The 14,679-nt window shown below is 42.0% G+C and carries 16 protein-coding genes; all 16 read right to left on the reverse strand.

Annotated elements, in window-relative coordinates; all coding sequences use genetic code 11:
* Positions 1-12 precede the first annotated feature (12 nt).
* From cheA to flgG, 16 genes are read right to left on the reverse strand one after another with little or no spacing between them, the layout of a single operon-like run.
* Positions 13-2,031, reverse strand: coding sequence for a chemotaxis protein CheA (cheA, locus tag LJF29_RS18285; RefSeq protein ID WP_229150030.1), 2,019 nt, complete (start codon positions 2,029-2,031; stop codon positions 13-15).
* A 5-nt stretch (positions 2,032-2,036) separates the two neighbouring features.
* Positions 2,037-3,110, reverse strand: coding sequence for a protein-glutamate O-methylesterase CheB (gene cheB, locus LJF29_RS18290; protein WP_229150034.1), 1,074 nt, complete (start codon positions 3,108-3,110; stop codon positions 2,037-2,039).
* 1 nt (position 3,111) lies between these two features.
* Complete coding sequence (locus tag LJF29_RS18295; RefSeq protein WP_168747838.1) at positions 3,112-4,008, reverse strand: MinD/ParA family protein; 897 nt, start codon at positions 4,006-4,008, stop codon at positions 3,112-3,114.
* On the reverse strand, positions 3,999-5,096 hold the full coding sequence (locus LJF29_RS18300) for a flagellar biosynthesis protein FlhF (RefSeq protein WP_229150038.1): 1,098 nt from the start codon (positions 5,094-5,096) through the stop codon (positions 3,999-4,001). The genes LJF29_RS18295 and LJF29_RS18300 overlap by 10 nt, the downstream gene beginning before the upstream one ends.
* The gene (gene flhA, locus LJF29_RS18305; RefSeq protein ID WP_010334262.1) at positions 5,096-7,129 is read right to left on the reverse strand and encodes a flagellar biosynthesis protein FlhA; all 2,034 of its coding nucleotides are present in this window, start codon (positions 7,127-7,129) and stop codon (positions 5,096-5,098) included. Before flhA ends, LJF29_RS18300 begins: the two co-directional genes overlap by 1 nt.
* 32 nt (positions 7,130-7,161) lie before the next feature.
* The gene (flhB, locus tag LJF29_RS18310) at positions 7,162-8,244 is read right to left on the reverse strand and encodes a flagellar biosynthesis protein FlhB (RefSeq protein ID WP_168747832.1); all 1,083 of its coding nucleotides are present in this window, start codon (positions 8,242-8,244) and stop codon (positions 7,162-7,164) included.
* Positions 8,244-9,023, reverse strand: a complete 780-nt coding sequence (gene fliR / locus LJF29_RS18315; protein ID WP_229150039.1) for a flagellar biosynthetic protein FliR — start codon at positions 9,021-9,023, stop codon at positions 8,244-8,246. Before fliR ends, flhB begins: the two co-directional genes overlap by 1 nt.
* A 7-nt stretch (positions 9,024-9,030) precedes the next feature.
* On the reverse strand, positions 9,031-9,300 hold the full coding sequence (gene fliQ / locus LJF29_RS18320) for a flagellar biosynthesis protein FliQ (RefSeq protein WP_010334259.1): 270 nt from the start codon (positions 9,298-9,300) through the stop codon (positions 9,031-9,033).
* A gap of 14 nt (positions 9,301-9,314) precedes the next feature.
* Positions 9,315-9,980, reverse strand: coding sequence for a flagellar type III secretion system pore protein FliP (fliP, locus tag LJF29_RS18325; RefSeq protein ID WP_010334258.1), 666 nt, complete (start codon positions 9,978-9,980; stop codon positions 9,315-9,317).
* Positions 9,973-10,632 (reverse strand): flagella biosynthesis regulatory protein FliZ, encoded by a 660-nt coding sequence (gene fliZ, locus LJF29_RS18330; protein WP_229150041.1) that lies wholly within the window; start codon positions 10,630-10,632, stop codon positions 9,973-9,975. Before fliZ ends, fliP begins: the two co-directional genes overlap by 8 nt.
* A gap of 14 nt (positions 10,633-10,646) precedes the next feature.
* Positions 10,647-11,009, reverse strand: coding sequence for a chemotaxis protein CheY (gene cheY / locus LJF29_RS18335; protein ID WP_010334256.1), 363 nt, complete (start codon positions 11,007-11,009; stop codon positions 10,647-10,649).
* A gap of 26 nt (positions 11,010-11,035) precedes the next feature.
* Positions 11,036-12,169, reverse strand: coding sequence for a flagellar motor switch phosphatase FliY (fliY, locus tag LJF29_RS18340; RefSeq protein ID WP_229150043.1), 1,134 nt, complete (start codon positions 12,167-12,169; stop codon positions 11,036-11,038).
* The gene (gene fliM / locus LJF29_RS18345) at positions 12,159-13,157 is read right to left on the reverse strand and encodes a flagellar motor switch protein FliM (protein ID WP_010334255.1); all 999 of its coding nucleotides are present in this window, start codon (positions 13,155-13,157) and stop codon (positions 12,159-12,161) included. The genes fliY and fliM overlap by 11 nt, the downstream gene beginning before the upstream one ends.
* A 33-nt stretch (positions 13,158-13,190) precedes the next feature.
* Positions 13,191-13,613 (reverse strand): flagellar basal body-associated protein FliL, encoded by a 423-nt coding sequence (fliL, locus tag LJF29_RS18350; protein ID WP_229150044.1) that lies wholly within the window; start codon positions 13,611-13,613, stop codon positions 13,191-13,193.
* Positions 13,610-13,825: a flagellar FlbD family protein gene (locus LJF29_RS18355; protein ID WP_010334253.1), complete on the reverse strand. Its 216-nt coding sequence runs from the start codon at positions 13,823-13,825 to the stop codon at positions 13,610-13,612. The genes fliL and LJF29_RS18355 overlap by 4 nt, the downstream gene beginning before the upstream one ends.
* 39 nt (positions 13,826-13,864) lie before the next feature.
* A complete protein-coding gene (flgG, locus tag LJF29_RS18360) occupies positions 13,865-14,659 on the reverse strand; it encodes a flagellar basal body rod protein FlgG (protein WP_029441260.1) in 795 nt (264 codons plus the stop codon).
* Positions 14,660-14,679 lie beyond the last annotated feature (20 nt).

Here is a 14,679-nt window from a genome sequence, read left to right on the forward strand (position 1 = left end):
CTCCTCGTATGGTTAAATAATCAGTGCGTTACAATCGATAATGAGCGCTACTTCTCCGTCTCCTAAAATAGTAGCTCCGGAAATTGCAAAGACGTTTGTTAAATAATCTCCGAGTGATTTCAGCACAACTTCCTGCTGGCCAATAAAGGAGTCCACCACAAATGCAGTAGGTTTGTCGCCTTTTTTCACGACAATGATATGGAGCTGTTCCGCATCTTGTTTAGTATCTTCTATTTTAAACTCTTCTTTTAAATAAACGACAGGGACAATATGGCCTCTAAAATCGATGACTTCACGGTCATGCGTTTGCAGAATGTCTTTTCTATCGATAACGGCCGTTTCAATTATAGAAGAAATCGGAATCGCAAATGTCTCTTCTTCCAATTTGATCAACAGAACTGAAATAATGGACAATGTAAGCGGAAGCTGGATGCTGAATAGTGATCCTTGTCCTTCTGCAGATTTCACACTGACTGAACCGCCGAGTGATTCGAGTTTGTTTTTTACAACATCAAGTCCGACGCCCCGTCCGGAAATATCCGAAATTTGATCAGCTGTAGAGAACCCCGGAGCAAATATCAATTCATAAATTTCATTGTCTTCTAAGGTTTCAGCTTCTCTTTCTGTAATGACACCGCGCTCAAGCGCTTTTTCAAGGATTTTTTTGCGATTAAGGCCTGCTCCGTCATCCTCCACTTCAATAAAGACGTGATTTCCGCTGTGATAAGCTTTCAGCACAACTTTGCCAGACTCAGGTTTCCCTTTTTGCAAACGCATTTCCGGAGACTCAATCCCATGGTCAATACTGTTTCTGATTAAGTGAACGAGCGGATCTCCAATTTCATCAATTACTGTTCGATCAAGTTCTGTTTCCGCGCCGATGATGGAGAGTTCGATTTTTTTATTCAGCTCTTTTTGAAGCTGGCGAATCATTCTCGGGAAACGGTTAAAAACGGTTTCAACCGGAACCATTCTCATGTTGAGTATAATAGACTGCAAATCGCCGGAAATTCTCGTCATTCGCTCAACTGTTTCAGTCAATTCATTGTGCTCAAGCTCTTTTGCAATCTGCTCAAGACGCCCGCGGTCAATGACAAGCTCTTCAAACAGGTTCATTAAAGAATCAAGTCTGTCAATATTGACACGAATTGTTTTAGATCCGCCGGCTGTATGCTTCGACTGTTCATCGTTTTTAGCAGGCTGCTTTTGTTTGTCCTGCTTAACAGGTGTCTGTGCAGCAGCTGGTATATCCGCCTGAGGCTCTTCCGGTTTTTCAGCTGGTTGTAAAGGCGAGCCCTGAATAATTTCAACATGCTCAACCTCTGAAACTCCGTTGATGATCTGTTCAACGTCTTCAGCCGTTTGATTCGTTAAGAAGCAAACCTGGAAGTCAGTGCCGAAATCTTCCGTCTCAAGCACTTCCGCACTCGGTATTGTTTTGGCTACCTCTCCGATTTCATTTAGCTTTTCAAAAACCATATATACACGGACTGCTTTTAACATACAGTCTTCTTTCAGAGAAATTGTAATTTCATACCGTTTGAAACCCTGCTCCTCTGCTTCTTCTATTACTGTTCGTTCAAACTCATCATATTCCCAGTCAGATGCTGAACCCTTCGCTTCAGCAGGTTCCGCTGAAGCAGCAGTCTCAGCATGCACACCGTTCACGTCAAGCTTTGCGCTCACTTCAGAGATATCTCTTTTACCATCCCCGCCGTCAATAATAGACTGAACCATTGCTTCCAGATGATCCAAGGCTTCAAACAAGATATCCATCCAGTCTGATGTAACTGCCATATCTCCGTTTCGAAAAGCATCCAATACATTTTCAAGCAAATGGGTTAAATGGGCTAAATCCGTATAACCCATTGTTGCACTCATTCCTTTTAGTGTATGGGCAGCCCTGAATATATCGTGGATGAGCTGAAGATCTGTCGGGTCTTTCTCTAAAAGGAGCAGCTTTTCATTACATGTTTGTAAATGTTCTTTACTTTCATCAATAAAGACATCTAAATATTGATTCATATCCATTTGAATCACACCCTCTCTTTTTTCACACAGCTTGTGATGGATGCTGCGATATCTTCCACATGTTTAATTTCATGAACGAGGCCCGCCTTAACGGCTGCTTTCGGCATCCCAAATACAACACAAGATTCTTCAGACTCTGCAATGGTTTTCACATTGCCGGACGCAAGCATGTCCTTAAGACCGGCAGTACCGTCACTGCCCATTCCAGTCATAATGACCGCTACTTTTTCATAGTCTGCAAGTTTGCCGACAGAACGGAACAAGTAGTCTGCTGATGGTTTATGACGGCTTGGGGTATTGTGATTATCAAGCACGATTTTAAGGCTGCCGCTGTTTTTGATAACGGATATGTTTTTTCCCCCCGGAGCTATGTACACACAGCCGTTAATAGCTGCTTCGCCATCTTTTGCTTCCTTTACATGAATGTCAGACAGATGGTTCAGCCGATCAGCCAGAGAAGCAGTAAAACCTTCAGGCATGTGCTGTACAACGATTACAGGCGCGTTTAAATCTTTAGGAAGCTTTGGTATTACCTTTTGAAGCGCCCTTGGGCCGCCCGTTGACGTGCCGATACAAACAATATGTCTGCTTGGACCAGATTTTGGCTGACTCCACACTGGCTTAGCGATGGGTTTAGGTTTAGGCTCAGGCCGAATGACCGTCGGAGCCGCAGCTTTTTGTTGGGTAGAACGTCCAGCCGCGATGACCCGCTCAACTAATTGTTCTTTAATTTTGTATAAATCTAAAGATATAGAACCAGATGGCTTTGTGATAAAATCAAAGGCTCCTATCTCTAAACAGTTAATCGTGCACTCTTTTCCTTGCTGGGTCTGACTTGAAACCATAATAACCGGCAGCTGATAAATCTCAATAATTTTCCGTAGTGTGTCTGTTCCATTCATCACCGGCATTTCAATATCAAGTGTAATAACATCCGGTTTCAGCAACTCTATCTTTTTAAGTGCCTCTTCTCCGTTTCTCGCAGTTCCGATTACTTCTATCTGCTTTTCCTCGGTTAGAAAATCACTTATCATTTTTCTCATAAATGCCGAATCATCAACTACAAGCACACGAATCAAATTAAGCCCTCCTCATTAAAAAAGAAGATAATTTCTCAATAAATGTCTGTTTTTCTTCTTTGTGTCTAGTTTCTTCTCTTTCAAACAAGGCGTCCGCTAAGAGACGGACTGACCGGCTGGCTTTTGCCTGAGGACTTTTTAATAAAAAAGGAACCTGTTCGACAACTGCTTCGCTCACGATCACGTCGTCAGGGACTGAACCGGCAAACTGAACCGCTTCGCCTAAAAACATCTGAATGGTCCGGGAAAGGCGGGTAAAAGCGTCAAGCCCTTCCTTTTGACCACGGCACCGGTTGACTGCTACTTTCATTGAAAGCTGATTTCCTGTCAGAGCGAGATGTTTGACAGCGCTGTATGCATCCATAATGGCTGTAGGCTCCGGGGTTGTTATGATCAAAATGTCTTCTGCTGATAAAATAAAAGGCAGCTGGTCTTTTGATAAGCCCGCCCCCATGTCAAACAGTACATAATCGAACTGACTTAACGCATGAGAAAGCTCATTAGCAAAAAAGGGCCATTTTTCCTGGTCCAGCTGAAACATCACATCCAGCCCAGTACCGCCAGATATATACCGTAGACCCTTTGGCCCTGTAGATATGGATTGCATAAAAGGCTTGCGCTCAGTTAGAACGTCAATAATCGTGGCGGAGGATGAGTTTCCCATTAATATATCAATGTTGCCCATTCCGATATCAAGATCAATAAGCAGGACCTTTTTACCTTTATCCTGCAGCGCAAGAGCCATATTTAAAGTGATGTTGGATTTTCCGACACCGCCCTTGCCGCTGATGACTGCAAGTGTTTTAGCTTTCTGTTCAAAAACAATCGGCAGATCGCGCTGACGCTTCTTCATTTTCGCCCGTAAAGTTGCTGCTTGGTCAAATCTGTTCATCTGCACAGCATCCCTACAAACTCCCGCGGCGAGACTGTCTGTATATCCTCCGGCACATTCTGGCCGTTTGTGATAATCCCGGCGCCTATCTTCGATTCTGCCAGTATATTGAATACAGAGCCTAATGAAGCAGTCTCATCTATTTTAGTAAAGATAAACTGATTGACAGGAACAGATGAAAAACGTCTGACAACCTGTTTCATATCTTCATACTTTGCAGTCGCTGACAAAACGAGAAATGACTGAATGCTGCTTTCAAAAGGAATCGTCTCTTTCAGTTCATCAATATATTGCTGTTCTCTAAAATTTCTTCCTGCTGTATCGATAAATACATGATCATATTCAGCAAATAATTCTTTCGCCCGCTGAAATTCCTCTTTTGTATAACAAACTTCCATAGGAGCCTGCAGCAGCTCGGCATATGTTTTCAACTGTTCAACAGCTGCAATCCGGTAAGTATCTGTTGTAATAAAAGCAATTTTTTTCTGTTTTTCAAGCAGAGAAGACGCTGCTAGTTTTGCAAGCGTTGTTGTTTTTCCCGCACCCGTCGAACCAAACAGCACGATATATTTCGAATGAATAGGCTCCTGCCACTTGTTTGCTGGAGGAAGTGCCTCGCACAGAATATCCTGAAGTTTACCGACCACGTTTTCTTCCGTCAGTCCGCCCGATTCAACAGAGAATTGCAGTATTTTTTTCATAGTACTGGTCTTAATTGATTCATTAACACCGGTTTCATCCAAAAGCAGTTCGGCTTTTCTGAGCGATTCAGGAAGTACGGATTGATAAGCTGAAAAATCGCCTGGCTCAGATTGAGCAGGCATTTGAGGGGTTATCCTCTCCTCTATTTTCGGACTGCTGACAGGTGATTTTGACGTTTGTTTCGGCTCTGCTGCCTTTTCAGCTGTCTTTTTCTCGAGAAAATCTTGATCCAATACGGCAATTACTTCAACAGCCGGTTTTTTTAAAAGCCCGAACCATTTTCGCTTATTGATTTTTTTAGAATTTAGTATAACCGCTTCATTGCCTAGTTCTTTTCTGATAAGAAGTGCCGCTTCTTGCATTGAAGCAGCAGTAAATTTTTTGATTTTCATTAAATATCCACCACTCCAATGCTTTGAACTTCGACATTAGCCTCAAGCTCGTTATAAGAAAGAACAGGGAGATCTGGAAAATATCGTTCCAGAAGCTGTTTCACATACATCCTTACAGGCGGCGAGCAAAGAAGGATCGCAGTTTCTTGCCGTATTGAGAGCTGTTCGGCTTCTTTTGCAACAGAGCGTACAATGCTTTCCGACACATCAGGTTCAAGCGACAAATAGTTCCCATGTTCTGTTTGCTGTACGCCATCAGCAATTGCCTTTTCTACACGGCCCGAGCAAGTGATAACTTTTAACACTTCATTTTCTTTGGCAAACTGGGCAGTAATTTGCTTAGCAAGCGCCTGCCTTGTGTACTCTGTCAAAAGATCAGAGTCTGTTGTCAGTTTTCCATAATCGGCAAGCGTTTCAAAAATGGTTACCAAATTGCGAATTGAAACTTTTTCTTTTAACAGCTTAGCCAGCACTTTCTGAATATCTCCGACAGATAATGGATTTGGTGTAACCTCTTCCACCAGGACCGGATACGTTTCTTTCAAATGATCAATCAGCTGTTTCGTCTCCTGTCTGCCGATTAATTCATGAGCATGCTGCTTAATTTTCTCTGTAATATGTGTTGAGACAACTGAAGCCGGATCTACAACCGTATAGCCCAACATGTCAGCTTCATCCTTCACCGATTCACCAATCCATTTGGCTGGAAGTCCAAACGACGGTTCTACTGTCTCGATCCCTTCAATCAAATCGTCTTCAGGCGTAGGCGACATTGCTAGATAATGATCTAGTAATAGCTCGCCTTTCGCTACTTCATTTCCTTTAATTTTTAATCGATATTCATTGGGCTGCAAAGCAATATTGTCTCTGATACGCACGACAGGAATGACAAGCCCAAGTTCCAGCGCCAGCTGACGGCGAATCATCACAATCCGGTCTAATAAATCCCCGCCCTGATTAGCATCCGCCAACGGAATCAGGCCATAGCCAAACTCGAATTCTATCGGATCTATATGCAAGAGCTGTACAACACTTTCGGGGCTTTTGAGCTCGTCAACTTCAGCCTCTTCCTCAAGAATCTCATCCACTTCTTCTTTTTCCTTGCCTGTTTTAGATAGCGTATAACCGCCAAAAGCAAGCAGACCTGCAAGCGGCCCTGTTAGAAAAATACCAATCGGAGTAAACAAGCCAAGAAGCAGAATGGTTGCTGCTGTAACATATAAGAGCTTTGGATAAGCGAACAGCTGGCCTGTGATGTCATGACCTAAGTTTCCTTCGGAGGCTGCTCTTGTCACAACAATACCTGTAGCAGTAGAAATTAAAAGTGCCGGAATTTGCGATACAATTCCATCCCCTACAGTCAGCATCGTAAAATGAGAGGCTGCCTCTTGTATCGCCATGCCTTGCTGCAGCATACCGATAATGATTCCGAAAATGATATTGATCATTACAATAATAATTCCGGCAATTGCATCACCTTTCACAAATTTGCTGGCACCGTCCATCGCACCGTAAAAGTCTGCTTCTCGAGCTACTTTTTCACGGCGGTGCTTCGCTTCCTGTTCATTGATCATGCCTGCATTTAAATCTGCATCAATACTCATCTGCTTCCCCGGCATTGCATCAAGCGTAAATCTTGCTGCAACCTCGGAAACACGTTCCGCGCCCTTTGTGATGACGATAAACTGAATAATAATTAAGATAATAAATACAACAAGTCCGACTAAAACATTTCCGCCGACAACGAAGTTACCGAAGGTCTCAACAACCTTCCCTCCTTCACCGTGCGAAAGGATCGAACGCGTCGTGGACACATTCAAGCCCAGACGAAATAAGGTCAAAAGCAGTAGCAGAGACGGAAAAATCGAAAACTGCAGCGGTTCTTGCATATTCATTGTGGTGAGAAGCACGATCAACGCAAGAGAAATATTAATAATGATCAAAATACTTAACAGCCATGGAGGAAATGGTATCACCAGCATTGCCACAATGAGGACAACACTTATTAAAACGGATAAATCTCTTGTTGACATGCTGTTTTTTCTCTCCTTTTGAATCATAAAATTCAATTTACTTTTTGTTTCGTTTTAAATACGTAAGCCAGGATTTCTGCCAAGACTTTAAAAAACTCTTCCGGCACTGCCTGATCAATTTCAACCTGATCATATAACGCACGGGCAAGCGGCCTGTTTTCTACCATCATGACATCATGCTCTTTAGCAATCTTTCTTATTTTTAATGCAAGGTGGTCAACACCTTTTGCAACAATGTAAGGTGCGTCCATTTTTTCTTCGTCATATTTAAGTGCGATCGCATAGTGAGTCGGGTTTGTGATGATGACATCAGCTTTCGGCACTTCCTGCATCATCCGCCTCATTGCCATTTCCCGTTGTCTTTGCTTAATTTTAGACTTAATAATCGGGTCTCCCTCAGATTTTTTGTACTCATCTTTTATATCCTGCTTTGACATTTTGATATTTTTCTCATAGTCAAATCTCTGATATAAATAATCGAGGCCGGCAAGAATCAACAAAGCCCCTGCTCCGCTCAGCCCCATCCACAGGGTGAGTTTCGAAACAAAGGAAAGTGCTTCCTCAGGTGTCAAAAGCGGGAGACGGAGAATTTCTCCATAGTGCACCCAAAGCACAACAAACGCCGCAAACCCGACTACAGCAATTTTCAAAACCGATTTAAGCAGTTCTACAATCGCCCTCATGCTGTATATCCGTTTAAAGCCTTTTATCGGATCCAATTTTTCAAGCTTAGGCTGGATCACTTCTGTAGAAAATAAAAATCCAACCTGCATATAGTTGCTTACAACTCCTGCAACAAGAGCGACGAGCAGAATTGGAGCAAGTACGATGCCAGTATCCTTTAATAAGCTGATAAACAGGGTATGTACATTTGATTCTGAGAGCTTCATTGTGAGTGACTCCGTGTAAAATGTCTCTATAAATGACAGCAGCCTGTCTCTCATATACGGGCCGATCGCAATAAACGAAAGGAAGATGACTAATAATGAAACGGCGGTATTCACATCAGAGCTTTTTGCAACCTGCCCTTTTTTTCTAGTATCCTTCCGTTTTTTCGGAGTGGCTTTCTCGGTCTTCTCTCCCGCAAAAAATTGGAGGTCAATTCTTAGCTTCATTAAGAAACACCGACCAATGCTAAAAGATTCCGCATCGTTTCAATCGTTAAGCCGAAAACATTCCGAACAACGACGAAGATAACGGACATACACACGATGAGCATGATAAAACTGACAGCGATCTTTAAAGGCAGACCGACAACAAATACATTTAATTGCGGAACCGCCCGGGCTACGATGCCTAATGCAAGATCCACAAGAAACAAACTGGCCACAACCGGTGCCGACATTTGAAATGCGATAATAAACATTGCATTAAAGCTTTTGGCGATAAGATAAGCAAACTTTTCATCGCCAAAATTCGGAAATGCCTGATCAACTGAAATATACTGAAAGCTGTAGTAAATACCGTCCAGCAGCAAATGATGCGCATTGACACTCAGCATAAACAAAAGAGCCATCGTATAGATAAACTGGCCAATCAATGGACTCTGTGCGCCCGTTTGCGGATCAATAACGTTCGCAATTGAAAAACCCATCTGAAAATCAATAAACGAACCGGCTATCTGAACAGCAGCAATCATCATATAAGCAATCAAACCAAGACACAGCCCCACCAAAGCTTCTTTAAACGCCAGCAGCATATATTGCTCGTCAACCTCCATAGACGGGGGTTTATCAATCGTGCTGAAACATATGACTGCAAGAAAAAAAGCAAATCCGACACGATGTACAGCCGGTACGTTTCGGTGGCCGTATAACGGGACCGTTACAAAAAAAGCAGAGATTCTAATAAAAACCAATAAAAAAACAGGAAATAAATCAATAATTGAATTCATCACTGTATTACCCTGCAAATCGATTTAAATTAGAAAACAGCTCTGTTGTGAACGAAAGGATCGTCGACAGCATCCATGGCCCGAAAAAAATCAGTGCCAACAGGACTGCCACGATTTTGGGAATAAACGCCAAAGTCTGTTCCTGGATTTGAGTTGTGGCCTGAAAGATGCTGACGATTAATCCGACCAATAAAGCAATCGCAAGCAGAGGCGCGCTGATCATCAGCGTTACATATACAGCTTTTTCCGCCATAGAAATTACAAATTCTGAATTCACGTTTAGCACCTACCCTAAAAGCTCTGAAGCAAAGATTTCACAATTAAATACCAGCCGTCTACTAAAACAAAAAGTAAAATTTTAAAGGGCAGAGAAATCATAACTGGAGGGAGCATCATCATCCCCATTGACATCAGAACGCTCGCCACTACCATATCAATAATTAAAAAGGGGATAAAAATCATAAAGCCAATTTGAAACGCTGTTTTGAGCTCCGAAATGGCAAAAGCGGGAACCATCGTTGTAAGAGGAATATCTTTTAACGATTCGGGTTTATCCATTTTCGCGTAATTCATAAACAGTGCCAAATCCTTCTGCCTTGTATGCTTACTCATAAATTCTTTAATCGGTTCCTCAGCTTTTGTATACGCTTCTTCCAAACTGATTTTATTGTCCATCAATGGTGTCAGCGCTTCTTTATTAATCTCTGAAAAAGTGGGAGCCATAATAAAAAACGTTAAAAATAGCGCAAGGCCGATAAGGACCTGATTCGGCGGCATTGATTGCGTCGCCAGTGAAGTTCTGACAAAAGACAGAACGATGACGATGCGGGTAAAACAAGTCATAAGAATCAATATTCCAGGCGCCACTGAAAATACAGTTAACAATAATAGTAGTTTAACCGTTGAACTGACGTTATCCGGATCGCTTGAACTGAAAATATTTATAAACTCATTCATGATGACGTGGGCCTTTCTTTTTTCCTTCTGAACGGTTTTGTTTTAGCTCTTCAAGCTGCTCTTTTAATGCTTTTGAAAATGAAGTCAGCTTTTGCTGCGGCTGATTCTCAGAACCCTTTAGGGGTTTCGCAAGCTTTTGCCATTCTATTTTGCTTGACATCGCCTCTTCATGCTGACTGAGAATGTCTTCGATTTCCTTTTCATCCTCAATTTCTTTAAGAAGCTGGATCGTCTCTCCTACCCCAACGACGAGAACACTGTTGCCGACTTTAATCAATTGGATAGATCGGTTTTGGCCAACCGATGTTCCGCCGATATTTTCGACATATTGAAAAGGCTTTAGCAGCCGGTTTCTTTTGTTCATAAGCTTAACAAGCCCGTAAATCAGCGCGATGACAAACAATAAAGCGAAAATCATCTTCACAAAATCAAAGGCTGAAACAGAAGGAGCAGCAGCTCCCTCCGTCTCATCAGCAGTTTGTGTCGTTTTTTCTTTCTTTTGCTCTGACTTATCTGTGGTCTTTTCATCTTTCTTTTGAAACCATTCGTTTACAGTTGAATCTTCAGATGCCGCGGCATCAGCAGCAAGCGGATGTACACTGAATAAAATGAAAAAACATATAAAAGCAATGAAATATTGACTCTTTTTCAACAGTCGTACACCCTTTAGCTTAATGTTTTGTTGATTGCTTCAAGCACACGGTCTGCCTGGAAAGGTTTTACGATAAAATCCTTAGCGCCTGCTTGAATAGCATCGATAACCATTGATTGCTGTCCCATGGCAGAGCACATAATGATTTTAGCTTGTGCATCAATTTGTTTAATTTCTTTTAATGCAGTGATACCGTCCATTTCTGGCATTGTGATATCCATTGTAACTAAGTCAGGAGAATGCTCTTTAAATTTTTCTACAGCCTGAGCGCCATTTTCGGCTTCTGCAACTACGTCAAAACCGTTTTTCACCAAAATATCTTTGATCATCATTCTCATAAATGCTGCGTCATCTACAATCAAAATTCTATGTGCCATAATTTTTTCTCTCTCCTCGTGTTTCTTTATTTTAAATTATTAATGCGTTCTGCCTGGCTTAAAATGTCAGTGACCCTTACTCCGAAGTTTTCCTCAATGACCACGACTTCGCCTTTGGCAACGATACGCTGATTCACTAAAATATCTACCGGCTCACCGGCTAATTTATCAAGCTCAATAATACTTCCGGCTGAAAGCTCTAAAATTTCCTTTACGCTTCTTTTCGTTCTGCCGAGTTCAACAGTGATCGAAAGCGGGATATCCAAAAGCATATCCAGATTGTTGATAGGAGCTTGTGTGCTCTCACTCGGATCAAATGATGAAAATTCCACTGGTGAAACTTGAACAGGCGCTGCTTTTTTCGGTTTCCCCTGTCTTTTAGCCGGCACATGCTGCTGTTCGATGCGCGGCTCAGGCGTTACAGGCTCTTGCGGCTGTTCATATGTAACGTCAGAATCCTGCGTTGTTTCTTCAGCTGGACTTTCCGTGGTCGTCATAAGACTCGAAATCAAATCTTTAGCAAATGTCAGCGGGTAAAGCTGCATGATGTTAGAGTCTATTAACTCGCCCACCTTCAAGCGGAAAGAAACTTTAACCAGCATTTCATCAGCAGGAATACGGTCTGTTCCTTTTTCTTCATTTACATCAAGCAGTTCTACACGCGGGGGTGAAATATCAATTTTTTTACTGAATACAGTAGACATTGACGTTGCTGCCGACCCCATCATTTGGTTCATCGCTTCTTGAACCGCGCTCAAATGAATCTCTCCTAGTGAAGGATCTGCCCCTTTCCCGTCTCCCCCGATCATTAGGTCCGCAATAATAGCCGCGTCACTTTGTTCGACGACTAGCAGGTTGCTGCCGCTGAAACCTTCCGTATAATTCACTTCAATTGCTACATACGGTTCAGGAAACGCATCACTGATTTTGCTTCTTGGGATGACGGTTACGTTTGGAGTCGTAATATCAACTTTTTGATTCAAAAGCGTGGATAAAGCTGTCGCTGAACTGCCGAATGAAATATTTCCGATTTCACCGATCGCATCACGCTCCATGTCCGATAAGTCATGCACTTCCGGAGCCTCAGGCTCGTCCGGTGTGCTGCTCGTGCCATTAAGAAGCGCGTCAATCTCATCTTGAGATAATCTGTTATTCTCCATCTTGTTCACCTCTTATGTCGTGGTCTAAAATTTGCACTGCCTGTTTTCGATTCACCCGGCCGGCTTGTCCTAAAAATTTCGGCTTATCTCCGACCAATACAGTAAGAGGATCTGTTACTGATTTGTCCAAAGTTATGCAGTCTCCGACTTCTAAACTTAAAAACTCTTCTATTGTCAGTTCAGATGTGCCGAGTTCGGCCACGACAGGTATTTGTGCTGTCATGATACGTTTTTCAAGTGACTTTGTTTCCTCAGGTTTCGGTTCATTTCTTTCTGATTGCATCCAATAATGGACCGAAAGCTTTGGTATGAGCGGCTCGAGGACGATATGCGGGATACAAAGATTAATGACACCGCTGATTTCCCCGATTTGGGTATTGAGTGAAATAACAACAACCGTTTCATTAGGAGATACCATCTGAACAAATTGCGGATTCACTTCAAACTCAGTCATTTCGGGTTCAATATCAGCTATGGATTGCCAAGCTTCTTTATAATTTCCCAGTGCATTTTCAAATAAATTAGAAATAATTTTCGTTTCAATTTCTGTTAAACTATCAACCTTATTATGACTGATCCCGATGCCACCCATCACACGATCCATCATCGTATAGGCAATCGTCGGGTTGACCTCCATCATAATTCTGCCTTCCATCGGATGGACATCGAATAAATTCAGAATCGTCATATTCGGTATGGATCGGATAAATTCCTCGTATGGAACCTGATCAACAGAGCTGACCGATATATGGATATACGTTCTGAGCTGAGCAGAAAAGTGAGTTGTAAGAAGTCTTGCAAAATTGTCATGAATTCTTGTTAAACTGCGGATTTGGTCTTTAGAAAACCGCAGCGCACGTTTGAAATCATAAACTTTCACTTTTTTCTCTTTTTCTTCTTTTTTCAGCTCTTCAGCATCCATTTCACCCGTTGATATTGCAGAAAGCAGTGCATCTATTTCATTTTGGGAGAGAACTTCTCCTGACATTTTCCTCACCTCCGTATTCTGTCAAATTATGCTTTATTGCAGATTAAAAGAGGTAATATACACTTTTTCTACTTTTCCTTCTTGGAGGTAGCTATTCACTTTATCTTTTAGTTCCTTCTTAAAGGTTTCTTTTCCCTTGTCTCCCTCAATCTCATCAGCATTCGTATCAGCCAGCAGTGATATAACAGCATCTTTCACTTGAAAATCACGTTTTTCAAGCTCTTCTTTTGATTTATCAGAGTCCGTTTCAAGTTTAATCGCTAAGCGAATAATGTTATCGGACTTTAAATTCGTTGTGATTTCTGCTACATCAACAGAAGATGCAACGATTTCATCAATACTTCGTTTTGCCTCACTTTTTTCGGACTTTCCGCCTAAAACAAAATAAGCCGCCGCCCCGAGAGCACCAATTACGATAAGAATAATGAGTAAAATGATCGATAATTTTTTCTTCATTCCGGTTCCTCTATTCCATGGTCCATTGAAAATATTTGTATTTTTTGATAGAAAGACACAATCTTCTCCAGAACAGCTTCTTCATCTTCTTTTACTACAAACTTCTTACCGTTCGACAGTGTGATTGTAGTATCCGGAAAGCATTCAATCTGTTCAATAAATAACGCATTCAGCGTAAAGGGCTGCCCATTTAAACGGGTTACTTTAATCATAAAACAGCGGAGAAGCGATTACTCGCCTCCCCTCCCTCCTTAACGTTTAAGGTTAACCAGCTCTTGAAGGATTTCATCCGATGTTGTAATAATCTTGGAGTTTGATTGGAACCCGCGCTGAGCAACAATCATTTCAGTAAACTCGTCAGTTAAATCAACGTTAGACATTTCTATAAATCCTGACTTCAAGGCACCTGTACCGCCATCACCAGGCTGATTAGCTGCACTAGCAGTTCCAGAGTTCAAAGATTCACGATACAAGTTGCTTCCGATTTTATCTAAACCGTCACTGTTTGCAAAAGTAACAACTCCAATCTGGCCGCCATCTTGCGGTTTACCGCCAGCATCAACAATTGACACTTTTCCATCAGATCCGATGCTAAAGCTTTGAGCATCAAGAGGAATTTTTATTGTTCCTCCGGTCATATTTAACACATGGTAGCCGTCACCAGTCACCAATGTTCCGGTATTATCTAAATAGAAGTTTCCGGCTCTTGTGTAAGCCGTTCCATCACCTGTATCGATTTGAAAATAACCGTCGCCGTCAATCGCTAAATCAAGCGTTCTTCCTGTGCTTTGTGTTGCGCTTGTTGAATGAATGGTATCAATTGTGCCAGATGATGAACCTAAACCGATCTGCTTAGAGTTAGTTCCGCCGATTGTTGCACCAGCAGCAGAACCGCCGGCAATCGTTTGACTCACCATATCTTTAAAAGTAACCCGGCTCTTTTTGAATCCCACTGTATTTACGTTGGCAATATTGTTGCCGATAACATCAAGTTTAGTTTGAAAGTTTTTCATACCGCTGATTCCAGAATAAAGTGAACGTAACATAATATATTCCCCCAGATGTT

The organism is Bacillus sp. LBG-1-113, from assembly GCF_020708615.1.
Taxonomy (GTDB): Bacteria; Bacillota; Bacilli; order Bacillales; family Bacillaceae; genus Bacillus; species Bacillus mojavensis.